The sequence below is a fragment of the Arenimonas terrae genome, assembly GCF_006265115.1.
Taxonomy (GTDB): domain Bacteria; phylum Pseudomonadota; class Gammaproteobacteria; order Xanthomonadales; family Xanthomonadaceae; genus Arenimonas; species Arenimonas terrae.
Genome location: NZ_SMDR01000003.1, coordinates 1 through 23,370, shown reverse-complemented (window position 1 = coordinate 23,370; position 23,370 = coordinate 1). Strand labels below are relative to the sequence as shown.

General features: G+C 69.0%; 29 protein-coding genes. 12 read left to right on the top strand and 17 right to left on the bottom strand.

Features of this window, described 5'->3' with window-relative positions; genetic code table 11:
- The first annotated feature begins 66 nt into the window (after positions 1 to 66).
- From ubiE to E1B00_RS11780, 8 genes are all read left to right on the top strand, one after another.
- Positions 67 to 825, top strand: coding sequence for a bifunctional demethylmenaquinone methyltransferase/2-methoxy-6-polyprenyl-1,4-benzoquinol methylase UbiE (gene ubiE / locus E1B00_RS11815; RefSeq protein WP_139449049.1), 759 nt, complete (start codon positions 67 to 69; stop codon positions 823 to 825).
- A gap of 686 nt (positions 826 to 1,511) precedes the next feature.
- Positions 1,512 to 3,395, top strand: a complete 1,884-nt coding sequence (locus E1B00_RS11810; protein WP_139449047.1) for a M1 family metallopeptidase — start codon at positions 1,512 to 1,514, stop codon at positions 3,393 to 3,395.
- Positions 3,396 to 3,399: 4 nt separating this feature from the next.
- Complete coding sequence (locus E1B00_RS11805; RefSeq protein ID WP_176693230.1) at positions 3,400 to 4,353, top strand: alpha/beta fold hydrolase; 954 nt, start codon at positions 3,400 to 3,402, stop codon at positions 4,351 to 4,353.
- 12 nt (positions 4,354 to 4,365) lie between these two features.
- The gene (locus E1B00_RS11800) at positions 4,366 to 5,004 is read left to right on the top strand and encodes an aspartyl/asparaginyl beta-hydroxylase domain-containing protein (protein ID WP_139449043.1); all 639 of its coding nucleotides are present in this window, start codon (positions 4,366 to 4,368) and stop codon (positions 5,002 to 5,004) included.
- Between the two features lie 2 nt (positions 5,005 to 5,006).
- Complete coding sequence (locus E1B00_RS11795) at positions 5,007 to 6,140, top strand: sulfotransferase family protein (RefSeq protein ID WP_139449041.1); 1,134 nt, start codon at positions 5,007 to 5,009, stop codon at positions 6,138 to 6,140.
- Positions 6,141 to 6,264: 124 nt separating this feature from the next.
- Positions 6,265 to 7,482 carry an MFS transporter gene (locus tag E1B00_RS11790; protein WP_139449039.1) on the top strand — a complete coding sequence of 406 codons (1,218 nt, stop codon included), beginning with the start codon at positions 6,265 to 6,267 and terminating at the stop codon, positions 7,480 to 7,482.
- 40 nt (positions 7,483 to 7,522) lie between these two features.
- A complete protein-coding gene (locus tag E1B00_RS11785) occupies positions 7,523 to 8,032 on the top strand; it encodes a DUF1993 domain-containing protein (RefSeq protein WP_139449037.1) in 510 nt (169 codons plus the stop codon).
- A 46-nt stretch (positions 8,033 to 8,078) separates the two neighbouring features.
- Positions 8,079 to 8,849 (top strand): dimethylarginine dimethylaminohydrolase family protein, encoded by a 771-nt coding sequence (locus E1B00_RS11780; protein ID WP_139449035.1) that lies wholly within the window; start codon positions 8,079 to 8,081, stop codon positions 8,847 to 8,849.
- A 69-nt stretch (positions 8,850 to 8,918) separates the two neighbouring features.
- On the opposite strand, the gene E1B00_RS11775 is transcribed toward E1B00_RS11780, so the two are convergent.
- Positions 8,919 to 10,649 (bottom strand): M28 family metallopeptidase, encoded by a 1,731-nt coding sequence (locus E1B00_RS11775; protein WP_139449034.1) that lies wholly within the window; start codon positions 10,647 to 10,649, stop codon positions 8,919 to 8,921.
- A gap of 146 nt (positions 10,650 to 10,795) precedes the next feature.
- Positions 10,796 to 11,524: a DUF4097 family beta strand repeat-containing protein gene (locus E1B00_RS11770; RefSeq protein WP_139449032.1), complete on the bottom strand. Its 729-nt coding sequence runs from the start codon at positions 11,522 to 11,524 to the stop codon at positions 10,796 to 10,798.
- Between the two features lie 123 nt (positions 11,525 to 11,647).
- Between E1B00_RS11770 and gpmI the strand changes: the two genes are divergently transcribed.
- The 3 genes from gpmI to E1B00_RS11755 all read left to right on the top strand — a co-directional run bounded on the left by gpmI (position 11,648) and on the right by E1B00_RS11755 (position 15,732).
- The gene (gpmI, locus tag E1B00_RS11765) at positions 11,648 to 13,189 is read left to right on the top strand and encodes a 2,3-bisphosphoglycerate-independent phosphoglycerate mutase (protein WP_246048694.1); all 1,542 of its coding nucleotides are present in this window, start codon (positions 11,648 to 11,650) and stop codon (positions 13,187 to 13,189) included.
- On the top strand, positions 13,186 to 14,343 hold the full coding sequence (locus tag E1B00_RS11760; protein WP_246048692.1) for a murein hydrolase activator EnvC family protein: 1,158 nt from the start codon (positions 13,186 to 13,188) through the stop codon (positions 14,341 to 14,343). Before gpmI ends, E1B00_RS11760 begins: the two co-directional genes overlap by 4 nt.
- 96 nt (positions 14,344 to 14,439) lie before the next feature.
- Positions 14,440 to 15,732: a S41 family peptidase gene (locus E1B00_RS11755; protein WP_246048690.1), complete on the top strand. Its 1,293-nt coding sequence runs from the start codon at positions 14,440 to 14,442 to the stop codon at positions 15,730 to 15,732.
- Here the strand turns inward: E1B00_RS11755 and E1B00_RS11750 are convergent, their stop codons facing one another.
- The 9 genes from E1B00_RS11750 to E1B00_RS11710 all read right to left on the bottom strand — a co-directional run bounded on the left by E1B00_RS11750 (position 15,733) and on the right by E1B00_RS11710 (position 19,877).
- Positions 15,733 to 16,233 carry a hypothetical protein gene (locus E1B00_RS11750; RefSeq protein WP_139449027.1) on the bottom strand — a complete coding sequence of 167 codons (501 nt, stop codon included), beginning with the start codon at positions 16,231 to 16,233 and terminating at the stop codon, positions 15,733 to 15,735.
- A gap of 80 nt (positions 16,234 to 16,313) precedes the next feature.
- The gene (locus E1B00_RS11745; RefSeq protein WP_139449025.1) at positions 16,314 to 16,709 is read right to left on the bottom strand and encodes a hypothetical protein; all 396 of its coding nucleotides are present in this window, start codon (positions 16,707 to 16,709) and stop codon (positions 16,314 to 16,316) included.
- A gap of 202 nt (positions 16,710 to 16,911) precedes the next feature.
- Complete coding sequence (locus E1B00_RS11740) at positions 16,912 to 17,109, bottom strand: hypothetical protein (RefSeq protein WP_139449024.1); 198 nt, start codon at positions 17,107 to 17,109, stop codon at positions 16,912 to 16,914.
- Positions 17,110 to 17,230: 121 nt separating this feature from the next.
- Positions 17,231 to 17,749: a hypothetical protein gene (locus E1B00_RS11735; protein WP_139449022.1), complete on the bottom strand. Its 519-nt coding sequence runs from the start codon at positions 17,747 to 17,749 to the stop codon at positions 17,231 to 17,233.
- Positions 17,742 to 18,125, bottom strand: a complete 384-nt coding sequence (locus E1B00_RS11730) for a hypothetical protein (RefSeq protein WP_139449021.1) — start codon at positions 18,123 to 18,125, stop codon at positions 17,742 to 17,744. Before E1B00_RS11730 ends, E1B00_RS11735 begins: the two co-directional genes overlap by 8 nt.
- Positions 18,125 to 18,370: a DUF6868 family protein gene (locus E1B00_RS11725; RefSeq protein WP_139449019.1), complete on the bottom strand. Its 246-nt coding sequence runs from the start codon at positions 18,368 to 18,370 to the stop codon at positions 18,125 to 18,127. The genes E1B00_RS11730 and E1B00_RS11725 overlap by 1 nt, the downstream gene beginning before the upstream one ends.
- Positions 18,371 to 18,403: 33 nt before the next feature.
- Positions 18,404 to 18,658 (bottom strand): hypothetical protein, encoded by a 255-nt coding sequence (locus E1B00_RS11720; RefSeq protein WP_139449018.1) that lies wholly within the window; start codon positions 18,656 to 18,658, stop codon positions 18,404 to 18,406.
- Positions 18,659 to 18,739: 81 nt separating this feature from the next.
- Entirely contained in the window at positions 18,740 to 19,369 is a 630-nt protein-coding gene (locus tag E1B00_RS11715; protein ID WP_139449016.1) for a DUF1294 domain-containing protein, read from the bottom strand.
- Positions 19,370 to 19,469: 100 nt separating this feature from the next.
- Positions 19,470 to 19,877 (bottom strand): hypothetical protein, encoded by a 408-nt coding sequence (locus tag E1B00_RS11710; protein ID WP_139449014.1) that lies wholly within the window; start codon positions 19,875 to 19,877, stop codon positions 19,470 to 19,472.
- Between the two features lie 120 nt (positions 19,878 to 19,997).
- Here E1B00_RS11710 and E1B00_RS11705 point away from each other — a divergent pair, with 120 nt between their 5' ends.
- The gene (locus E1B00_RS11705) at positions 19,998 to 20,336 is read left to right on the top strand and encodes a hypothetical protein (RefSeq protein ID WP_139449013.1); all 339 of its coding nucleotides are present in this window, start codon (positions 19,998 to 20,000) and stop codon (positions 20,334 to 20,336) included.
- 37 nt (positions 20,337 to 20,373) lie between these two features.
- Here the strand turns inward: E1B00_RS11705 and E1B00_RS15665 are convergent, their stop codons facing one another.
- The 6 genes from E1B00_RS15665 to E1B00_RS11680 form a co-directional block, all read right to left on the bottom strand.
- Complete coding sequence (locus E1B00_RS15665; RefSeq protein ID WP_176693229.1) at positions 20,374 to 20,547, bottom strand: hypothetical protein; 174 nt, start codon at positions 20,545 to 20,547, stop codon at positions 20,374 to 20,376.
- A 48-nt stretch (positions 20,548 to 20,595) separates the two neighbouring features.
- A complete protein-coding gene (locus E1B00_RS11700; protein WP_139449011.1) occupies positions 20,596 to 21,093 on the bottom strand; it encodes a hypothetical protein in 498 nt (165 codons plus the stop codon).
- 542 nt (positions 21,094 to 21,635) lie between these two features.
- On the bottom strand, positions 21,636 to 22,022 hold the full coding sequence (locus tag E1B00_RS11695) for a hypothetical protein (RefSeq protein ID WP_139449010.1): 387 nt from the start codon (positions 22,020 to 22,022) through the stop codon (positions 21,636 to 21,638).
- 89 nt (positions 22,023 to 22,111) lie between these two features.
- Positions 22,112 to 22,474, bottom strand: a complete 363-nt coding sequence (locus E1B00_RS11690; protein WP_139449008.1) for a hypothetical protein — start codon at positions 22,472 to 22,474, stop codon at positions 22,112 to 22,114.
- Between the two features lie 50 nt (positions 22,475 to 22,524).
- Positions 22,525 to 22,941 (bottom strand): putative signal transducing protein, encoded by a 417-nt coding sequence (locus E1B00_RS11685; RefSeq protein ID WP_139449006.1) that lies wholly within the window; start codon positions 22,939 to 22,941, stop codon positions 22,525 to 22,527.
- Between the two features lie 59 nt (positions 22,942 to 23,000).
- A complete protein-coding gene (locus E1B00_RS11680; RefSeq protein WP_139449004.1) occupies positions 23,001 to 23,243 on the bottom strand; it encodes a hypothetical protein in 243 nt (80 codons plus the stop codon).
- Positions 23,244 to 23,370: the final 127 nt, after the last annotated feature.

The window sequence follows — 23,370 nt, the reverse complement described above, 5'->3', positions numbered from 1 at the left end:
GCGGGGTCGGATGATCTTAACGTTTCAAACGTTAAGATCATCCGACCCCGCATCTATAATGCCGGCATGGACGAGAAGACCCCCGACGGCACCACCCACTTCGGTTTCCGCGACGTGCCGGTGGCCGAGAAGAAGAAGCTGGTCGGCCAGGTGTTCAGCTCGGTCGCGCAGCAGTACGACCTGATGAACGACCTGATGTCGCTGGGCATCCACCGGCTGTGGAAGCGCTACTTCGTCGGAACCTCGGGCGTGAAGCGCGGCGACCGCGTGCTCGACCTGGCGGGCGGCACCGGCGACATCGCCGCGCTGCTGCACGAGCGGGTCGGCGACACCGGCAGCGTGGTGCTGGGCGACATCAACGCCGCCATGCTCGGCGTCGGCCGCGACCGGCTGACCGACCGCGGCCTGGTGCGTGGCCTGGAGTACGTGCAGCTCAATGCCGAGGCGCTGCCGTTTCCCGATGCCAGTTTCGACCTGGTCACGATCGCTTTCGGCCTGCGCAACGTGACCGAGAAGGCCAATGCGCTGAAAGAGATGCACCGGGTGCTGAAGGTCGGCGGCCGGGCACTGGTGCTGGAGTTCTCGCAGGTCAAGCCGGAGTGGTTCCGGCCGGCCTACGATTTCCATTCCTTCAAGGTGCTGCCGCGCCTGGGCAAGCTGTTCGCCAACGATGCCGACAGTTACCAGTATCTGGCCGAGTCGATCCGCAAGCATCCGCCGCAGGACGAGCTGAAGGCCATGATGGCCACCGCCGGCTTCGAGCGCACCGACTACCGCAACCTCAGCGCCGGCATCGTCGCCATCCACTCCGGCTACAAGCTGTAACCACGGTTGTTCCTGCCGGGCTCGTTCCTGGCAGCGATCGTTCTTGGTGCCGGGATCGTTCGAGGCGATAGTCCGCCGTATGTGAGGCGTTGGTGCCGGGAACGTTCCTGGCGATAGTCCGCCGCACGTGAGGTCTCTTTCCGCGGACGCCGTGAATCCATCCATGGAGGCTCTTCGAAAACGTCCATGTTTTCGAAGCCGCGGAAAGAGACCTCACGCACGACGGCCTGCGGAACTTCCGGGCCGGGGTATCGCATCCAAGTAGCTCGCTTCGGCAACGCCTTCGGCATTTTTGCCTTGACCTGCGGCTCGCCCGGCTCTGCCCCTGAAGCCATTTCCGTCCAGACAGCGAGCTTCCGTGCCTTCTGGGGCACGCGCTTATCCCTTCGGCTCGCGAAGGTGAGTCGTGGCGACGGCCTGCACACATAGGGTCCCCTGAAGTGAAGGCAGGATGCCGTAACGGCCGCGAATCGGTGGGCAGGACGCCGCGCCGATTGAGCGGGCAGGGGACCCTATGTGTGCGGGACGGCGCATGCCGGATCACCCGCCAGCGAGAACTGGACCTACTTGCGCCAGCAAGCCCCGTCCAGGTCACCGGGCCGCCCGGGCGGCATGGACTTTGGTGGCACGGACGCCCCCGGCCCGGCCGCGCTAGAATCCGGCGGTCCACCCGCCCGGAACCGCCCATGCGCCGCCTTGTCCTGCCCGTTCTCAGCACGCTGGTCCTGCTTGCCGCCACCCTGCCGGCCCTGGCCCAGGACCGGCGCGCCGACGAACATTCCTATGCCGAGCCCGACAAGGTCCGCATCACCGACCTGGCCCTGGACCTGGGCATCGACTTCGGCCTGCGCGAACTGTCCGGCACCGCCATCCTCAGCCTGGCCTGGGCGGACGAAGACCACCGCGAGCTGGTGCTCGACACCCGCGACCTGAAGATCGCCACCGTCGAAGCCCGCAACGGCAGCCGCCGCTGGAAGGCCATGGAGTTCGTGCTGGCGCCGCGCGACGAACGTTTCGGCAGCAAGCTCACCATCACCCTGCCGCGCCAGTACGAACAGGTGCGCATCGGCTACCGCACCTCGCCCGAGGCCTCGGGTCTGCAGTGGCTGGCGCCGTCCATGACCGCCGGTGGCAAGACGCCCTTCATGTTCAGCCAGTCGCAGGCCATCCACGCCCGCAGCTGGGTGCCGCTGCAGGACACGCCTTCGGTGCGCTTCACCTACACCGCGCACGTGCGCACGCCGGCCGACGTGATGGCGCTGATGAGCGCCGACAACGACCCGGCCGCGCCGCGCGACGGCGACTACAGCTTCAAGATGCCGCAGCCGATCCCGTCCTACCTGATGGCGATCGCCGCCGGCGACCTGGTGTTCAAGCCGATCTCGCCGCGCGCCGGCGTCTGGGCCGAGCCGCAGACGGTGGACCGCGCGGTGAAGGAATTCGAGGACACCGAGAAGATGATCGAGGTGACCGAGTCGCTCTACGGCCCCTACCGCTGGGAGCGCTACGACCTGCTGATCCTGCCGCCGTCCTTCCCCTTCGGCGGCATGGAGAACCCGCGCCTGAGCTTCATCACCCCGACCGTGATCGCCGGCGACAAGTCGCTGGTGTCGCTGATCGCGCACGAGCTCGCGCACTCCTGGTCCGGCAACCTGGTCACCAATGCCAGCTGGAAGGACATGTGGCTCAACGAGGGCTTCACCAGCTACGTCGAGAACCGCATCGTCGAGGCGCTGTACGGCAAGGAGCGGGCCGACATGGAGTTCGTCAACAGCCGCAACGGGCTCAAGGCGGACCTGGCCGAGATCCCGGTCGAGCAGCAGGTGCTGATGCTGCCGCCGCGCACCGGTTCCGACCCCGAGGACGCGCTGGGTTCGATCGCCTACGACAAGGGCGCCTGGTTCCTGCAGTTCCTCGAGCAGCGCTACGGCCGCGAGACCTTCGATCCCTTCCTGCGCAGCTGGTTCGACAGCCACGCCTTCCAGAGCGTGAGCACCGAGCAGTTCGTCGCCTTCCTGCGCAGCGAGCTGATGGCGAAGAAGCCCGGCGCGATCACCGAGGCCGAGCTGACGACCTGGCTGTCCTCGCCCGGCATTCCGGCCTTCGCGCCGCAGACCGCGTCGCCGCGCTTCGACGCCGTCGACGCCACCCGCGAATCCTGGATCAAGCGCCGCACCGCCGCGCGCGAACTCGACACCAGCGCCTGGACCACCCAGGAATGGGTGTACTTCCTCGAGGGGCTGCCCAGGGAAGTCCCGGCCGAGCGCCTGGTGGAACTGGACCAGGCCTTCCGCTTCACCGGCACCGCCAACGGCGAGATCGCCCAGCGCTGGTACCCGCTGACCGTGCGCAGCGAGTACTTCGAGGCGCGGCCGGCGATGTCGCTGTTCCTGCGCAAGATCGGCCGCCGCAAGCTGATCATGCCGACCTACGAGGCCCTGGTGCAGACTGCCGACGGCCTGGCCTTCGCCGAGCAGATCTATGCGATGGCCAAGCCCGGCTACCACCCGATCACCAGCGCCTCGGTCGAGGCCCTGTTGGCCAAGGCCAAGGCCGCCCCGGCGCCGTGACCGCATGAAGCCCCGGCGCGCGGCCCGCCCGCGCAAGATCGTGCTCGCCGCCTCGCTCGGGATCGCCCTGGGCGTGGTCGGCTTCGCCGCCAGCGCGCCGGAGAAGGTGCTGCAGGCCGAGTTCGCGCGCCAGCGCTGGCTGGCCGGCGCCGAACTCACCCAGGTGCAGGTCGCCGGCCATCGCTGGTCGGTGCTCGAGGCCGGCGACGCCGACAAGCCGCTGCTGGTGCTGGTGCACGGCTTCGTCGGCAGCAAGGAGAACTGGCTGCCGCTGATGCGCGAGCTGGGCAAGTCCTACCGCCTGGTCGCACCCGACCTGCCGGGCTGGGGCGAGAGCGAGCGCCAGGCCGGCGCCGACTACGGCCCGGTCGCGCAGATGCAGCGGCTGGCCGAGTTCCTGCGCACGCTGCCGGCCAAGCCGGCCCTGCTGGTCGGGCATTCGATGGGCGGGCAGATCGTCGGCCTGCTGGCGGCGCGGCAGCCGGAGCTGGTCGAGCGCATCTCGCTGATGTCCTCGGCCGGCGTCACCTTCGAGGAGAACGCCTTCGCCAATGCGGTGCTGGCCGGCGAAAATCCCTATCAGGTCACCAGCCGCGGCGAGCTCAAGCGCTTCCTGGGCATCGTGTTCGCCGATCCGCCCTTCGTGCCCTGGCCGGCGAACGAAGCCCTGGTGCGGCGCCGCCGCGCCGACGCCGGCTTCGAGCAGCAGGTGCTCGAGCAGATCGGTCGCGGCCCGGACGCGCTGGTGCTGGAGACCGAACTGGGCAACATCCGCGCGCCGGCCCTGCTGCTGTGGTGCCGCGACGACAAGGTGATCGACGTCAGCGCCGCCGAGACCTTCCGCCGCGGCCTGCGCGAGAGCACCACCGTGCTGCTGTCGGGCTGCGGGCACATGCCACTGATGGCGCAGCCGCGGCAGGTGGCGGAGGCGGTGACGGCTTTCCTCGCGCCGCCCTGATCCCGATCGCCGATGAATCCTCCGTCCGCCCCGCACGAACGCCCGCAGGCTGCCGATGCCGGCGGCGTGGTGCTGTTCGCCCGCCTGGACGCCACCGTCGTGCTGCCGGCGCTGCAGGTCGAGCTGGCGGTGCTGCTGCCGCGGCCCTGGCTCGACCACGTCAACCGCAACGACTACATCGGCGGCTGGGACGTGCTGCCGCTGCGCTGCCAGCGCCAGCATGTGGACGCGCATCCGATCCTGCAGGGTTTTGCGATCACCGACGGCGAGGACTGGCAGGACCTGCCGGTGCTGGATCACTGCCCGGCCATCCGCGACCTGCTGGCGCAGCTGCAGTGTCCACTGCGGGCGGTGCGCTTGATGCGGCTCAAGGCCGGCGCGCAGATCCGGCCGCACTTCGACCCCGGGCTGAGCCTGGAATCCGGCCAGGCGCGCCTGCACCTGTCGATCCAGACCAGCGACACGATCGATTTCCTGGTCGAAGGCCGGCGCGTGCCGATGCGCGCCGGCGAGCTGTGGTACTTCAACGCCGAACGCACGCATGAAGTACACAACCGCGGTGACTCCGACCGCATCAACCTGGTGATCGACTGCGTGGCGAACGACTGGCTGCGCGCCCAGGTCGCCGCAGGCGCCGCGGCCCGAAGCTGACGATGGACCTGCTGCCGTCCTACCGGGCGCTGGTCGAATCGCCGGAGCAGTCCGCTTTCTGCGCCGGGGCGAGCACGCTCGCGGACCTGCTGCAGCGGCTCCGGCAACTCTGGCCGCAGGCGCCGGCCGGCGACGGCGCCCTGGTCGCCGCATTGAACGACGCCAACCGCCAGGCGCTGGACCTCGACCCGCGCCGGCTCGAGGGCCACTGGTTTCCCGGCCACTACGACGCCGCGACACGCCGCATCGCCTGGCTGTGGCCGAAGGGGCATGCGACCGAGCCCTTCCAGGACCAGTACCTCGCGCGCTGCCGGCAGGGCAGCGTGTTCAACCAGCTGGTGCAGCCGCGCACCGCGCTGGCGCCGCTGCTGTCGCCGTCGGCGGACGAAGCGGCGGCGCCAGCGGGATTCATCTTCCATCTCTCGCGCTGCGGTTCCACCCTGCTGTCGGGCGGCCTGGCCGAGCTCGACGACACCAGCGTGCTGTCCGAATCGCCGCTGCTCACGGCCCTGCTGCTCGACGCCACGCTGACGGAGACGCAGAAACGCGCGGCCCTGCCGCGGCTGGTCCGCCTGCAGGCGGCGCCGTTCGCCGGACGCGGACGGATCGTTGTGAAGTGGAACGCCTGGGACCTGTTCCGGTTTCCGCTCATCGACGCGGCGTTTCCCGGCGTGCCGCGGGTGCTGCTGTTCCGCGAGCCGGAGGAGATCCTCGCCTCGCACGCCCGGTCGGCGGGCCGGCACATGGCCGGGGATCCGGCGCTGGCGGCGCTGCACCCGGCCTTCGCCCCGCTGTCGGGCGAAGCGGACCTGCTGGATTTCCGGATCGGCGTCCTGAAGGCGCTGACGGACGCGATGCGGGCCTGCGCCGGGGATCCCGAGGCGATGCCGCTCGACTATGCGCGGCTCGATGCCGCGGGCATCGATGGCGCCTGCCGGCATTTCGGCCTCGTGCCCTCGGCGGCGGCGCGGGCGCGGATCGCGCAGCGCCTGGGCGTGCATTCCAAGGCCCTGCACCAGCCCTTCGAAGCCGACAGTGCGCGCAAGCGGCAATGGTTCCAGGACGGCGACCGGCAGCGCATTCAGGGCGCGCTGGCGCCGGGCCATCGGGCCCTGCAGGCCGCGGCCGGCGCCTGAGCGCTGGCGGCGCCAATCCCGCCAAAGGCCACACAGTGATGCGGAATTGGCTCTACTGCGGCCCCGGTCACGCGCCTATGCTGCGTCCTCTCCGCCGCCCTGCCGGCGCCGCCGGCCGCTTCCCATGTTCAAAGCCCTGGGCACCCGCGAGATCCTGATCACCACCCTGGCCGCCGCCGGCGTGCTGATGATCACCATGGGCGCCCGGCAGTCGCTGGGCCTGTTCATCGCGCCGATGGACCAGAGCACCGGCCTGGGCATCGCCACCATCAGCCTGGCGCTGGCGATCGGCCAGTTCAGCTGGGGCGCGGTGCAGCCGATCGCCGGTGCCGCGGCCGACCGCTACGGGCCGCGCGTGGTGCTGGTGGCCGGCGTGCTGGTGCTGGCCCTGGGCAGCGCGCTCACGCCCTTCATGGGCACGGGCTTCGGCCTGATCGTGTCGCTGGGCCTGCTGTCGGCGATCGGTTCCGGTGCCGGCAGCTTCTCCGTGCTGATCGGTGCGGCGGCGCAGCGCCTGCCGCCGGAGGCGCGCGGGGCCGCGTCGGGCGTCATCAACGCCGGCGGTTCCTTCGGCCAGTTCGTGTTCGCGCCGATCCTGCAGAAGCTCATCCAGGCCTTCGGCTGGATGGGCGCGATGTGGTCGCTGGCGCTGATGACCCTCGCGGCGCTGCCGATGATCGGCCGCCTGACCCGCGGCGCGCCGGTCGTGGTGCCGAAGCAGGCCGGCGACACCGGCGTGATGGACGCGATGTCCGGCGCGCTGCGCGACCGCAGCTACCTGCTGCTGCACCTGGGATTTTTCACCTGCGGTTTCCACATCGCCTTCCTCGTGACGCACCTGCCGGGCGAAGTGGACCTGTGCGGCCTGCCGCCTTCTGTGGCCAGCTGGTCGCTGGCGATCATCGGCCTGGCCAACATCGTCGGCAGCCTGTTCGCCGGCGCCTGGGTCTCGAAGTACCGCAGCAAGTACGTGCTGGCCTGGATGTACGCCTCGCGCGCGCTGCTGATCGCGCTGTACCTGGCGGCGCCGCGCACGGAATGGACCTTCTACCTGTTCGCCGCGGGCCTGGGTTTCACCTGGCTGGCGACGGTGCCGCCGACCGCGGCCATCGTCGGCAAACTCTTCGGCGTGCGCTATCTCGCCACGCTGTTCGGGCTGACGCTGTTCTCGCACCAGATCGGCGGTTTCCTGGGCGCGTACCTGGGTGGCCTGGCCTTCACGCGTTTCGGCGACTACACCTGGATGTGGTACGCCGACATCGCGCTGGCGCTGATGGCGGCCCTGGTCAACCTGCCCATCCGCGAGGCGCGCATCGCGCCGCCCGCGCCGCAGCCGGCCTGAGGCGCGTACCATCGCCGCTTCTCCCGACCTCGAGCCGCCCATGACCCTGTCCCTGCACGCCGCCTCCGTTCCCGTCTTCGCCCAGCTGCTCGGCGGCCTGTCCGACGTGCTGGCCAAGGCCGCGGCCCATGCCACCGAGCGCAAGATCGAACCCGACGCGCTGCTGCAGTCGCGCCTTTTCCCCGACATGTTCCCGCTGCTGCGCCAGGTGCAGATCGCCTGCGATTTCGCCAAGAGCGTCAGCGCGCGCCTCGCCGGCGCCGAGGTGCCGGCCTGGGAGGACAGCGAGAAGACCTTCGACGAGCTGCAGGCGCGCATCCGCCGCACCCTGGACTTCATCGCCGGCCTCGACGCCGGCGCCTTCGAAGGCGCCGCCGGCCGCGAGATCGTGCTGCGCCCGGGCACGCCCAAGGAGCGCCGCCTCGACGGCCAGGCCTACCTGCTGGCTTACGGCCTGCCGCAGTTCTTCTTCCACGTCACCACCAGTTACGCGCTGCTGCGCCACGGCGGCGTCGAGATCGGCAAGCGCGATTTCATGGGCAAGTACTGACGGCCGCGCGCCGGGTAAGCTGGGCCATCCGTCCCGGAGTCCGACGATGTTCCGACACGCGATCCTGCGCCTGCCCGGCGCCAACTACGCCGACGGCCTGACCCGCGTCGACCTCGGCGTCCCGTCCTTCGAGCTGACGCTGGCGCAGCACGCGGCCTACGCCGACGCCCTGCGCGACGCCGGCCTGGCGCTGACCGTGCTGCCCGCGGATCCGCGCCATCCGGACGGCACCTTCGTCGAGGACACCGCCATCGTGCTGGCCGAAGGCGCGATCCTGACCCGGCCCGGCGCCTCGAGCCGGCTGGGCGAGGCCGAGGCGATCGAACCGGCGCTGCGCGCATTCTTCCCGACGCTCGCCACCATCGAAGCGCCGGGCACCGTCGACGGTGGCGACATCTGCGAAGCGGGCCGGCACGTGTTCATCGGCATTTCGGCGCGCACCAACGAACACGGCGCGCGCCAGCTCGCGCGCTGGCTGCAGACCCGGGGTTACGGCGCCAGTACGGTCGACATCCGCGGCCTGGATTCGATCCTGCACCTCAAGAGCGGCATCGCCTGCCTGGCCGGCGAACGCCTGCTGCTGATCCCGGAACTCGCCGCGCACCCGGCCTTCGCCGGCCACGAGCGCGTGGTGGTGGACGCCGCCGAGGCCTACGGCGCCAACGCCGTGCAGGTGAACGACACCGTGCTGCTGGCCCGCGGCCACCCGAAACTGGCGGCGAATCTGCGCGCGCTCGGCTACCGGCTGCGGGAGCTGGACATGAGCGAGTTCGCCAAGCTCGACGGCGGCCTGAGCTGCCTGTCGCTGCGCTTCTGACCGCGGCGCCGCGGGCGCGCAAAGAAAAAGGCCGCGCGGTGCGCGGCCTTTTCCCGGAACAGCGGTCGATCAGTTCGACGCGGCGTCGGCCCGCGACTTGTCGCGCGCGGCCTTGAAGGCATTGCCTTCGACGTAGTTCGGCCAGGCGTCGTTGCCGGCCAGCTCCTTGCCCACGCCGTACAGCGCGCCCAGGTCCTGGACGATGCCGCGCAGGTCCCAGGCCGGGTCGAACTCGTCGGCCGGCTTGTGGTACAGCACGCCGCCGTAGTTGGCCTGCACCTCGCGGCCGAACTCCGCGCCCTTCTCGACGTGGTCGATGCCGCCCTTGGCATACAGCGCCGGCACGCCGAACTTGGCGAAGCTGAAGTGGTCGGAGCGGAAGAAGAAGCCCTTCTCGACGCCGTCCTCTTCCACCAGCACGCGGCCCTGAGCGGCCGCGATCGGCTCGAGCACCTGGTCGAGCTCGGAATTGCCCAGGCCGATCACCACGAAGTCCTTGGTCGGGCCGACCACCGGCATCGCGTCCAGGTTCACCACGGCCACCGTGTCCTTGAGCGGGATCACCGGGTTGGCGGCGTAGTACTTCGAACCCAGCAGGCCCGATTCCTCCAGCGTCACCAGCAGGAACACGACCGAACGCTTCGGCTTCGGGTCCTGCACGGTGAAGGCTTCGGCGATCTCGAGCACGCCGGCGACGCCGGTCGCGTTGTCGATGGCGCCGTTGTAGATGTGGTCCTCGCCTTCGCCCGCGGCTTCGGCGCCGTGCGCCGCGCCGTGGTCGCCCAGGTGGTCCCAGTGCGCGGTGTAGACGATGGCCTCGTCCGGGCGTTCGCTGCCGGGCAGCTTGGCCAGGATGTTGCGCGAGCTCGATTCCTTGATCGTGCTCTTGAGCGTCGCGCTGAAGCTCGCCTCGCCCAGGTCCACCGCGCTGAAGCCGGGCTTGCCGGCCGCGGCGCGCTGCGCTTCGAAGTCGAGCCCGGCATCGGCGAACAGCTTGGTCGCCGCCTCGGCGGTGAGCCAGCCCTGCAGCGGCAGGCGCGGCTCCGGATCGGCGCTGGCCGGCAGGTCGTACTGCGCGCCGGACCAGCTGTTCTTCACCACGTCCCAGCCGTAACCGGCGCCGGCGTCGTCGTGCACGATCAGCGCGGCGGCGGCGCCCTGGCGCGCGGCCTCTTCAAACTTGTAGGTCCAGCGGCCGTAGTAGGTCATCTTCTTGCCGCTGAAGAGCTCGGCGTCGCCGGCATGGAAGCCCGGGTCGTTGACCAGGATCACCACGGTCTTGCCCTTCACGTCGAGCCCGGCGTAATCGTTCCAGTTGGCTTCGGGCGCGTTCACGCCGTAGCCGACGAACACCATCTCGCTGGCGTCGACCTTCACCTCGGCCTGGGCGGTGCGCGTGCCCAGGGCCATGTCGGTGCCGAAGCCGAGCGCGGTCTGCGCTTCGCCGATGCGGATGAAGGCGTTGGACGCCGGCTCGTCGGCCGTGGTCTCGACCATCGGCACTTCCTGGAACCAGCTGTCGCCATTGCCCGGCTGCAGGCCGAGGCGCTGGAACTGGGCCACCAGATAGTCGGCGGTCTTCTGTTCGCCGTCGGTGCCCGGGGCGCGGCCGCCGAACTCGTCGGAGGCCAGCACCTTCACGTGCTGGGCGAAATCTTCGGCGGAAATCTCGGGGCCGAACCCGTGCTCGGCGGGAGCGGGGGCCTGGGCGACCGGCTCGGCGGGTGCGGCCGGTTCCGGAGCCTGGCTGCAGGCCGCCAGGGCGAGCGTGGCGGCGGCGAATAGCAGGGTGCGCTTCATTCCTTGGGGTTCCTCGGAGGCGGGGAACCCCGATTCTAGCCTCTCCGGCGGCTTCGCCAGCCCCCACGGAAAAGCCCGCCGGAGGGCGGGCTTTCCGAGAACCTGAACCGTGACGCGGATCGCGTTTCCGGGGCCCTGCGGCCCGGTCAGTCGTCGCGCGCCGGCAGGCTGTCGGTGAAGGACTGCGCGGTGGCGCCGGTCACCGCGCCGATCTTCGCCGTCGGATGCACGAACAGCTCGACCTCGCGCTCGAACACCAGCGTGCCCGCGACCGTGGAGTTGGCGCCGATGACGATGCGCGGCTTGCGCTGCTCGCCGGTGCGCCACCAGTTGCCCTGCGGCTTCTCGACCAGGATGCCGCCGCGCACCACGGCGCCGCGCGCCAGCGTGATGTCGCCATTGGTGGTGGTCAGGCCGCCGCCGACTTCGGCGCCGAGCAGGCTGATCGCGCCGTTCACGGTCTCGGCGTCGCCGCCGATGCGCACCGCCTGCTGGGCCTTGATGCCGCCGTTGACGGTCTCGACGTCGTTCTCGACCCGGGCGTTGCGGTCGAGGTTGATGCCGCCGTTGACGGTCTCGATCGAGCCGACGCTGGCGTCCACGCCCAGGCTGATGCCGCCGTTCACCGCTTCGGCGCTGCCGACCCTGGCCTTGTCGTCGATGCTGATGCCGCCGTTGACGGTCTCGGCGCTGCGCACGGTGGCGCCTTCGCGGATGGTGATGCCGCCGTTGACCGATTCGAGCGAACCATATTCCTGGCCGGCTTCGGCGGTGATGCCGCCGAACACCTTGTCGATGTTCTGCTGGGCCAGCGCCGGGCCGGCGGCCAGGGCCAGGGACAGGGAGATGAGGGTGGCGAGCTTGCTGACGCGCATGGGGTGGCTCCTGTGGAATTCCCCGCTGGGATGCGGGGGCCGCGCCGAGGGTTTAAAGGCGGGCGGGACCAGTTTCCGCGCCGGGGCTACAATTCCCCCGTGCCATTCGTCCCGGAGTCCGCCTTGTCCGCCGCCAGCCCCCGTCCCAAGCCCCTGCTGCTGTTGATCCTCGATGGCTGGGGCCACCGCGAGGATCCGGCCGACAACGCCCTGGCCCAGGCCCGGCTGCCGAACTGGCGCCGCCTGCTGGCCGAATATCCGCACACCCTGGTGCACACCGAAGGCAAACACGTCGGCCTGCCGGACGGCCAGATGGGCAATTCCGAGGTCGGCCACATGAACATCGGCGCCGGCCGCATCGTCTACCAGGACCTGACCCGCGTGGACGCGGCGATCGAGGACGGCAGTTTCTACACCAATGCCGAGCTGGTCGCCGCCTGCGCCGCGGCGAAGGCGAACGGCGGCACCCTGCACCTGTTCGGCCTGCTGTCGCCGGGCGGCGTGCACAGCCACGAAGAGCACCTGTTCGCGATGATCGAACTGGCGCGCCGCCAGGGCGTGGCCGACATCGCCGTGCACGCCTTCCTCGACGGCCGCGACACGCCGCCGCGTTCGGCCGAACCGAGCCTGGCCAAACTCGCCGCGATCTGCGCCCAGGGCGCCGACGCCCGCATCGCCACCGTCAGCGGCCGCTACTGGGCGATGGACCGCGACCAGCGCTGGGACCGCGTCGAGCGCGCCTACCGGGCGATGGCCGAAGCCGAAGCCGACGACACCGCCTCGGACGCGATCACCGCCCTGCACGCCGCCTACGGCCGCGACGAAAACGACGAGTTCGTGCAACCCACCGTCATCACCGGCCACCGGCCGATGCGCGACGGCGACGCGGTGGTGTTCATGAACTTCCGCGCCGACCGCGCGCGCCAGCTCACGTCGGTGTTCGTCTCTCCCGATTTCAGCGGCTTCGCCAAGCCGCGCCCGCTGGCGCTGTCGCGCTTTGTCTGCCTGACCGAATACGACGCCAGGCTGCCGGCGCCGGTCGCCTACGGCCCCGAGGACCTGCGTAACACCCTGGGCGACGTGCTGGCCGCCCACGGCCTGAGCCAGCTGCGCATCGCCGAGACCGAGAAGTATGCGCACGTCACCTTCTTCATGTCCGGCGGCCGCGAAACGCAGCTGCCCGGCGAGGAGCGCGCCCTGATCCCGTCGCCCAAGGTGGCGACGTACGACCTGCAGCCCGAGATGAACCTGCCGCTGCTCACCGCCCGCCTCACCGACGACATCCGCGCGCGCCGGCACGACGTGATCCTGTGCAATGTCGCCAACCCCGACATGGTCGGCCACAGTGGCATCCTCGCCGCCGCGGTGAAGGCCGCCGAAGCGGTGGACGACGCGCTGGGCGCGATCCGCAGCGCGCTGGAAAGCGTCGGCGGCGAGATGATCGTCACCGCCGACCACGGCAACCTCGAGATGATGCGCGACCCGGAAACCGGCCAGGCCCACACCTCGCACACGGTCGGCCCGGTGCCCTTCGTCTATTTCGGCCGCCGGGCACAGCTGCGCAGCGGCGGCGCCCTGCGCGACATCGCGCCGACGATGCTGGCCCTGCTGGGCCTGCCGCAGCCGCCGGAAATGACCGGCCGCCCGCTGGTGCAGCTGGCTTGATCCGCACCGCCGCGCTGCTGCTGATGCTGGCGCTGGCTGCGCCGGTGGCCCTGGCACAGGGCGCGCCCGAGCGCGCGCAGAAGGAAGCTGCCGCGCAGAAGCGCCTGGACGCCCTGCGCGCCCAGATCAAGGCGATCGCCAACGAGCAGCGCGGGCTGGAGTCCGAACGCGGCGACGCCGCCAAGGCCCTGCGCGCCGCCGACGGCAAGGTCAACGAAGCCGTGCGCGCGCTGCGCCGCACCGAAGCCGGCATCGCCACCCAGGAGCTCGAGCTGCAGCAGCTCGAGGCGAAGAAGCTCGCGCTCGAAGCCGGCCTGTCCGAGCAGCGCGAGGCCCTGGCCGCCCTGGTGCGTTCGGCCTACGCGCTCGGCCGCCACGAACAGCTCAAGCTGCTGCTGGCCCAGGACCGCATGAGCGACCTGGCCCGCGTGCTGGCCTACCACCGCTATTTCCAGGCCGACCGCCAGCAGCGCATCACCGGCCTGCTGGCCGAGCTGCGCGAACTGGCCGCCGTCGCCCAGCAGATCGTCGACCAGCGCCAGATCCTGGAGGCCGCGCGCCTGCAGCAGCAGACCGAACTGGACGCGCTCGAAGCCCAGCGCGGCGAACGCGCCGGCGTGCTGGCCACGGTCGAGGCGCAGTTCAAGGACCGGGCCGCGCGCCTGGCCGCGCTCGGCCGCGACGAAAAGGCCGTGCTGCGGCTGCTCGAACAGCTGCGCGACGCCGTCGCCGACATCCCGCGCCAGGTCGACGACAACCGGCCCTTCGCCACCCGCCGTGGCCAGCTCGGCCGTCCGCTGGCCGGCACCGCGCTGGCGGCTTTCGGCGGCCGCCTGCCGGACGGCCGCACCAGCGACGGCCTGCTGATCGCCGGCACCGCCGGCGCCGAGGTGCGCGCGGTCGCGCCCGGCCGCATCGCGTATTCGGACTGGTTGAAGGGTTATGGCCTGCTGACCATCGTCGACCACGGCGACGGCTGGATGAGCCTTTACGCCTTCAACGACGCCCTGCTCAAGGACGTCGGCGACTGGGTGCGCAGCGGCGAACCGCTGGCCACCGTCGGCAGCTCGGGCGGGCAGGGCCGGCCGGCCCTGTATTTCGAACTGCGCCGCAACGGCCAGCCCCAGGACCCCAAGCCCTGGCTGCGGCCCTGAGGCCGCGGCGCGGACGGCGCCGGTGCGCCGACCGGCGGGCGTGAAGGCGCCGGCGGCCCTCCTAAAGCGCCGCGCGCCCGGCGCATAATGCCGGCCATGCGCCCCCTCCTGATCCTGCTGACCGCCCTGGCCACGCCAGCCTTCGCCCAGTCTCCGGCCGCGGACGCCGAGCCGGCCGCGCCGACCCTGGCCGAACCGACGCCGCGCACCGTGCCGCTGGAGGAGATCCAGCGCTACGTCGCCGTCTACCGCGCCATCAAGGACGCCTACGTCGAGCCGATCAACGACCAGGAGCTGATGAAGGCGGCGCTGCGCGGCCTGCTCTCGGACCTGGATCCGCACAGCGCCTACCTCGAGAAGGAAGAGGCCGAAGACCTGCAGGAACAGACCGAGGGCGCCTACTCCGGCGTCGGCGTCGAGATCGAACAGCGCGCCGACGGCAGCATCCTTGTGATCTCGCCGATCGACGGCACGCCGGCGCAGCGCGCCGGGCTGCGCGCCGGCGACGTCATCATCGCCATCGACGGCGCGCCGCTGGGCAAAGACGGCGCCGATTCCGTCAGCCGCGACCTGCGCGGCGAGGCCGGCACCAAGGTGTCGGTGACCCTGGTGCGCACCGGCGAGTCGGTGCCGCGCGAGCTCGAGATCACCCGCGAGATCATCCGCGTCACCAGCGTCAGCAGCCGCCTGCTCGAACCCGGCTACGGCTACCTGCGCATCAGCACCTTCCAGACCGACACCGGCCCGCAGGTGGTGCGTCAGCTGCGTGCGCTGAACCAGCAGTCGGGCGGCCAGCTCGCCGGCCTGGTCCTGGACCTGCGCTCGAACCCGGGCGGCCTGCTCAACGCCGCCGTCGAAGCCGCCGACGCCCTGCTCGAAACCGGTCTGATCGTCAGCACCAAGGGCCGCCTGCCGTATTCCAACGCCAGCTACCACGCCAAGACCGGCGACCTGCTCTCCGGCGCGCCGGTGGTGGTGCTGGTCGACGCCGGCACCGCCAGCGCGGCCGAAGTGCTGGCGGGTGCGCTCAGCGACCACGACCGCGCCACCGTGATGGGCAGCCGCACCTTCGGCAAGGGCTCGGTGCAGACCGTGGTGCCGCTGGAGAACGGCGATTCGGTGAAGCTCACCACCGCGCGTTATTTCACGCCCAGCGGCAAGTCCATCCAGGCCCGCGGCATCCGCCCGGACGTGGTGCTGCGCGGCGAAGCCACCCGCGGCCTGCGCGAACAGGACCTGCCGGGCCACCTGCGCGGCGACGAAGAAGTGGGCGACGGTTACGCCCGCGGCGAAGTGATCGAAGGCGAGAAGGCGATCGCCGAGGCGCTGGCGCGGCTCAAGGCCACGCAGCGCACGGCCGCGGCCCCGCGGGCTGCCGCCGGCGGCTGATCAGTCTTCCGGCGGCGCGTCGGCCGCCGGGATGTCATCCGGCGGGGAATCGGCCGCCGGGATTTCTTCGGACGAGGCGTCGGCGGGATAGTCGCCGGGCGCCGGCACGTAGATCGCCACGCCCGCCGCATGTTTCTGCGTGGTCGGAATGCCGATGCCGATGCCCCCCGCGCTGTGCCGGCCGTAGCTGGCCGCACCCACCGACATGCCCACCGGCGACCGGCTGGCGCCGGTGCCCAGCAGGATGATGCCGTTGGCGCCCAACGCCCCGGCCTCGCGCTTGAGTCGGGCGATCGCCGCATCGGTCTGGCCCTGGGTGCCGAAGCCGATGCCGCTGGTGGACTCGAGCTGGGCGATTTCGACCGAATCCGGCGGCGGCGTGCGGTAGATGCGCACCTGGGCCGGGTCCACCGGCGCCCGCGCGGGCCCCATCATCACCGTGGACGTGCCGGCGCAGCCGGCGAGCAGCAGCACCAGCGGGACGCTCAGCAGTCGGTTCATCGTGGTTCTCCAGGGCCCGGGGGGATCATCCGCCCGGGCCGCTGAATGCTCGCATATCGCGGGTGGGCGCGCCGCGCGCCTCAGTCGTTTTCCTGCACGAAGAGCTCGTTGTCCTGCTCGTAGAAGTCGTAGGTCTTGCCCTCGTCCTCGCAGTCGTTGTACTCGGCCGCGTAGGAGTCGAGCCGGGTGACGACCTGGTTCTCGCCGTCGCTCAGGTCGTCGTCGTAGCGGATCATGAACTGCGGAGATTCATCCTCGCCCGGATAGTCGTAGTCCCAGGTGTGGTTCTTCCACTTGCCGGGGTCGACGCTGGCGTCGTGCCACTCGCCGTCTTCGCCCCAGCGGTACTGGTAGTAGATGGTGTAGTCGGTGTTGGTGCCGACGCAGGTCAGCGCGTACTGGGTTTCGGCGTGCGCCGGGCCGCTGGCGCCGGCCAGCAGCAGGGCCGCGAGCGCGGCCGGGTATCGCAGGTCCATACAACCTCCCCCTCAGGAAGTAGTCCGGCGGCCGCCGGACGTCGGTTATGTATCACGGTGCCGCGCCCCCGGAACAGGCAGGCGCGCGGAACCGTGAACGTCCGCACGTCCCGGATGGGGTCAGGCGCCGGCGTTTGCGCCGGCCTGGCGGAGCGTCGAGGGAGCGGATGGACCGCCGGCGGCGGCCCACCCGCGCAGCCGATCAGCAGCGGCCGTAGCGGTCGCCGTGGTTCATGTGGCCGCCGGCCGCCGAGCGCGGCAGCTCCATCGTCTTCTTGCCCTTGTGGCAGATCAGCACGGTGTCGCCACCGGCCTTCGCGCCGTGGCCGTCGTCGACGATGCGGATATGGCCGCAGGCGGCCAGGAAAAGGACCAGGACGGCGAGCAGGACGGTCTTCATGGCGAACTCCTGGTTCAGTGGGGGGAAGGGGCGGACTACCGGGCGGTGACCCGGAGCCCGCGGCCACCGTACGACGGACCCGCCAGCCGCGCAATGAACGCGGCCATGCGCGTCAGCGCCCTCATTCCCGCAGCCAGCGCCGCATCACCGGATACGGGGCGAGGCCCTGCGCGCGCGCCACGTCGCCCGGCACCGCCAGGCCCATCGCGACCAGGCCCTGCACACCCGGGTAGACGCCGAAGGAGTAGGTGGTGATCAGGGCCGCGGAGCGCCCGTGGTAGCCGCCCTCATGGAACAGCACCGCCGGATCCAGCCCGATCGCCACTGTCGCCGCATAGGCCCAGGCGGTGGCCTCGAACTCGCCCATGGCGTCGTCGTCCAGTGCCTCCGACTGCAGCGCGCGCCGGGCCGCCGGCGTCACGGCCAGGTGCCCGGCTTCGTGCAGCAGATCGCCCGGCCAGGTCAGCCGTTCGCGGTCGAAGACCAGGGCGCCGGCCTCGATCCGCAGGCCGGGCAGGAAGGGCGCCGCGCCGACGTCGCCTTCGCGCACGTCCAGGCCGATGCCGCGCAGGAAGGCGACGATGCGGTCGGTGGGGTCGCCGCCGGGGTCGCGGGCCGGAAGGCCGGAAGCCTCAGTCATGGGCCGGGCAATCCTTCGGCGGCGCCGCCTTCATGCGATGCAGCGACGTGAAGCGGACCATGCCCGGGCCATCGTCCTCCACATAGCGGGGGTCGACGCCGCGCTCCACCACGCCGGAGACTTCGACATAGACCGACCGCGCGGGCGGCGCGCCGGTCGCGAACAGCGCAACGGCGCGATCGCGCAGCCGCTGGATCAGACGCTCGCTGCCGACCACCCAGAACGACTGCGGCGAGCCGCAGGGACGGAAGACTTCGAAACCCTTGCCCCCGTAGTAGTGGCCGCGCATCCGGGTCTCGGCGCCGGCGCCGGTGGACAGCGCGGCCAGGCAGGCGACGAGGGCGAAGGCGAGGGTCTTGGGCATGCGCAGGTCCATCAGGTCTTCATCAGTGTGACCGCGAGCAGCGGCACCAGCACGAACAGCATGATGCCGATCTTGTACACGGCCACGCCGCCATAGTTGAGCGCGTCGAAGCTTTCGCGCGACAGGCGGAACCAGCGCGTGTGCAGCCGGTACACCGCGTCGTGCGCGAGCGTGAACACTGCGAACCACAGCAGCAGGATGCCGTAGTTGATCGCGGCGCAGTACAGCAGGAAGGTCTGGACAAGGCTCAGGTCCATGCCGGTCTCCTCGGTGGTCGACGCGCCGTCATTCTAGGCTTCGAAGTGATCCTTCGGCGGCGCCGGCCCGCGCCGCGGCCGGCGCGGCCACACCACCACGGCGAAGGACGTTCCGGCCACCAGCCCGATGATCAGCGCCGCCGGCGCCCAGACCACCGCCGACATGCCGTACACCGAACTGGCGCTGCCGGTGAAATGGTCCCAGTAGGTCCAGGGGTACCAGGTGATGCCCGCGGCGATCAGCAGCCCGCCCAGGATCGCCAGCAGTTTGCGCAGGGCAGGGGACATGGTGCGTCCGTGAGGTGTGTGTGGTGCCGATGATCGGTCAGCATGCGCCGGCCGGGAAGGGCTAGGCGCTTCGGCGGACCCCTACATCCCCAGCCAGGCCGTCGACAGCAAACGCGCCGTGCCGCTGTGCACCAGCCAGAAGACGGCCGCCAGGTTGGCGACGACGGTAAACCAGAACACGGACTGGAAGGACGTCTTAACCGTCTTGTGCCGGGACGTCTGCTGCGCGATCAGCGCGCCCGGCCAGCCGCCGGCGAGGTCCATCAAGTGCAGCGTGCTCTCCGGCGTGCGCTGCGCGCCGTGGCCTGCCGCCGCCTTGTCGAGCACGTACATCAGGAAGGACGCGAGGCTCAGCAGTGTGTAGGCGACCGGAACGAGCACCGGCAGCACCGACAGCGCCGTGCCTGCCCCCAGCAGTCCGAAGAACCCCAGGGCCATCGCGATCCGGGGCAGGGGCCGGCGCGACCGCTCCGCCGTCCGCGGCCGAGGCGCTTCGATGCGTTGGCCCGCGAAGCGTATATCCACGGCATTGTTCCGGCCGCGCCCATCCTTCGAGATCGCATACGAAATCAGGTCGCCATCCACCGGCCGGCGCGCGCCGGGCTGGAAGGCCTTGATATGCACGAAGGCCCGGTCGCCGCCGTCGTGCGGGACGACGAAGCCATAACCTTTCGCTTCATTCCAGTCGGAGATGCGCCCTGCGAACCTCATGGGGACTTCCGGTTGCGCGAGTTCAGCCCGCTGGCGTACGCAAAGATCGCGATCATCGCCAGACCAGGAATTCTGCAGTTGGGATTGCGGACATGGGATCTCACGCTACCGGCGCCAATGGCGGCTTGGGGGCCAGACGCCTGAACAGCAGCATGCACAGCGGTAGCGCCAGCAGGAAGACGAGAAGGTCGAGGAGCAGGGCCAGCTTGGTGAAGGGCAAAGCGCCGGCCAGGCGAAGGTGATACGCGTCGAAAGCTCCGGCGAGCAGGGCGATGGCCGCGGCCACGGCGATTGCCCTCGGCCGGTAGAGAAAGTGGACGGGCCCGGAGACGATGAGCCCCGCCAGCGCGCCGCACAGAGAGGTGCCCAGCAGAAGGCCGGCCAGCTGGTACGTCCGCTCGGAAAACAAGTCGGGAAGCCATTGGACCCAAATGGCGAGCTTGCCGTGCACGTACCAGTAGCCGAGCACCAAGGGCAGGAACAGAAGGCCTTGTGCAATCAACCGCATGATCGTCCCCTGATGTCCTTCCGGTTGCCTCAATCTCGGGGGAACACTGCCACGACTGCGGGCCCCAATGGAATGGTCGGTGCAGTGGGCGCCGGCTCGAATGGGCTTTCAGGGGCCTGGGTGCTGATCAGCCCGGTCGCCCCCGGCCTCCAGCGCCGCGATTTTTCTGCGGTGATCCCTCATCCTCGTGTAGGGCGCGGCGGCATGCATGAGCATCCCGAGCGAAGGCAGAAGCAGGGCCACCTTGGCCAGAACATGCCAGTCGAACCGGAAAGCGCAGACCACCAGGGCAAGCAGCAGGGCCAGGACAAGTCCGCCAAACAGCGCATCACGCTTCAGCTGCCGGATGCGGGCCTGGTGCTGCGCAATCTGTCGAGCGGCGTTCGTCATTTTCGTCCGAAGCTTGGGTCAGACCGCGCCGACGGCGCCGGGTGGAAGCACGGGTTCGGCGACAGCTGAAACCCGACGCCCCGACCAACGACGGGCGCCAGGAAAGCTAGTCATCTATATCGATGTCCCATCGGTCCTTGGCGCTGCGCTCACGATAACCCAGGAGCCAGGCAGCGTCACCAATCTCGGCCCGAACCGTGCGCAGCGGCCGCGCGATGACGAAGATGGCGGCTGCCCAGAACAGCAGTCGAACGAAATAGACCTTGGAATCTCGGGGCATGGGCAAAACGCCGTGGTTTAGCCGCGCCGTGGGCGTCGGCCTGGATGACTAGTCAGGATCCACAGCTGCGACGCTGTTGACCATAGTCTGCAGGCCCGCGCCAAGGAAGTCGTCCAGCTCCGGAGACATAGGCATCGGCGCTGTGACCGTCAGGACAAAAACACCCTCCTGTACGCCGATCTGCCAGTGAACGATTCTGAATGTCTTCCCCTCGCGCTCCAAGTCGCCCGCAGGGTCCATGAACAGGACCCTGTCGGTAGCGGTCTTGAGTTGAGCAGCTTTTGCGACCGCCGCCGCCCTGACGAATTCTCTTCCGTCAGCACTTGTGCCTGGGGGTGAGCGACTAAACGAAAGTTCAAGAGTGTGGTCCTTGCTAGAGCCGAACACGGCGCGAAGCCCGCTCGAAACGGATGTCACTTCCATGTCGCTCGGCAGAACTGCCTGGGCCGAGCCCTCCTGAAAAACGGTGGGCCCATTGCTGTCTGTCTCCGATGCTGATGCGGGAGTGCTGAGGGAGACTATTAGTGCAACAAGGAGGTGCTTCATCTGAGTCCCAACGCCTGAGTTAAGCCGCGTCGAAGGCGTCGGCTTGAATGGATGGTTGGGCAACATCCTACTCGCAGATGCGACCAGAGGCCTTGCCGCCATCGACGGGCGTAAAACAGCTTCCCGGGAAGTATGAGGCCGCGCAAGAACCAGCGACTTTTCGCCCTCTCGGAGTCCCTTCTGGCGCGAGGCAATGGCCTTGGCACTGGGACGAGTCGGTACATGCCTTTCCCGCATCCGTGGTTGGCAGGGCGCAGAAGGGTGCGGTGGATTCCGTGGTGTCATGAAACCCCCAAGTTCCCGATCGGGCCAGACACTCCTCTTGGGTTGCCGGAAGTGTCGGCGGGGTAGGCTTGACTGCAGATAGACCGGTGTCGCGCGCGCACGCTGCGCTGGCTATACAGACAAGAACTGCGATGAGTGCTCGCATACGTGGCCCGACGCCTTAGTTGAGCCGCGCCGTAGGCGTCGGTTTGACTGATTAGTTGGGCGCCTGGACGAGCGTGCCTTAACTGGATGGGGGAAACCTCTTTCCCGGTCCGCTACCAGCCGCCTTCTGGCAGTGCGATTGATTGTCCTACTTCCTCTATTTCAATGGCTTTACCCGACTCAGCGCTGCCACTGAAACAGCGAATTTTCTCAAACCCTAAGAATATGAAGGTGCGACGAGCATGATGGAACCAAGCCAGCGGGACATCTCCGTCAAAAACAAGGCGCAGCTCTAAAGTATCGCGCGGCCAGCGCTTTGTGTTCGCACGAAAATATGGGCTTAGCTCACTCTCGTTGAATGACTTTCCATCGACCCTATAGACCAGGTCAACGGCCCCAGCCTTCTTGGCATACACATATCGGACTACGTCAACTGCCGCGGCGCGGCTGGAGGCACAGGACAACAGCAGAAAAATGGCGCCGAGAATGATGGCCCTCATTTCGTTCTCCCGTCAGCGGCCCTCTGTCACCGGACCGACGCCTAACGCCTGAGTTAAGCCGCGCCGAAGGCGTCGGCTTGAATGATTAGTTAGGCCAGCATGCCTGATGAGGCAGCGGCGGCCAACATGAATGCCCCTGTGCACGCAACAAAGATTGTTAGGCCCTTGCCGGTCCAGCGCAACCAGTTGGCAGTCTGCCGATAAGAGGCGAGGTAGAACGGAACGGCAAAGTAGCCAAACAGGATTAGACAAACTCCTTGGGCGGTTCCGAGCGACTTTCCCTCTGCTCTTGCGTCCAGGCTTGCCCAAGCAAATATAACGCCAGCCATTAGAACAATCTGGATGACCTGGAGCACCATGGCGGCGACTGGATTGTCCATGAACACGCCAAAGGCTGCTCCGAACAGGGCGTGCAGTACCACAAGTAGAGTTGCCGCTTTCCATGCGCTCATTGAAGCCTAACGCCTAAGTTAAGCCGCGCCGAAGGCGTCGGCTTGAATGATTAGTTAGCCCCGGACCAACTGTGCTCGCAGCTCGCACACTTTCGCACGGAGTCGGTTGTAGGGAATGTCGCTGAGCCTAGAAGAAACACCGCGATTGCCAGCATTTTAGTGCTGACTGGCACACGTCCGGTCACCTCGACCGAACCGCACGCCGGGCATGCCTCCGGTTCCTCACCAACGTCCCGCTCAAGCTCGCGCTGCAGTTCGCCGCTCGCGTAAGCGGCGACAAGGGCTTTCGCCGCCTCGAAGTTCTCATCAGGGACTTGGACCCTCACGCCTCCGAGCGCCGTAGAGATCGGATAGTTCGCGGTCACGTGGTGCTCGTCCGCCACCGTCGCCTTCAGCCCGGCCGACTCCAGAAGTGCGCGAACCACGTGGGCTTCGGATGGCTCGAAGTATCGGGCAACGGTGATCATGCTCTTGAGGGCTAACGCCTTAGTTAAGCCGCGCTGAAGGCGTCGGCTTGAATGATTAGTTAGGCCGCTGGCTCGGTGTTTGCAGAAATGATCTCTGCGACGAGCGCGGCCCCTCCTTCCACGTCCTCATGGCCTTTGAAGCGCGACACCTCCATGTGTCCGTCCTCGAAAACATCAATCTCGACGCGTTCTCCAACAATGGTGATTGCGACGAGGATTGAATCCGGGCGATACCGCGCAAGCGTGAACGGAATCCTGGCGGTCTCAAGTCGCTGAAGGAGTGAGTACAACGAGTGGCTCATATCGGCCTAACGCCTTAGTTAAGCCGCGCCGTAGGCGTCGGCTTGAATGATTGGTTAGGCGGCACTATGCCGGACGGAGACCACCAATGGAACGGACTCTGATGCATGGAACAAATCATCCGGCGCG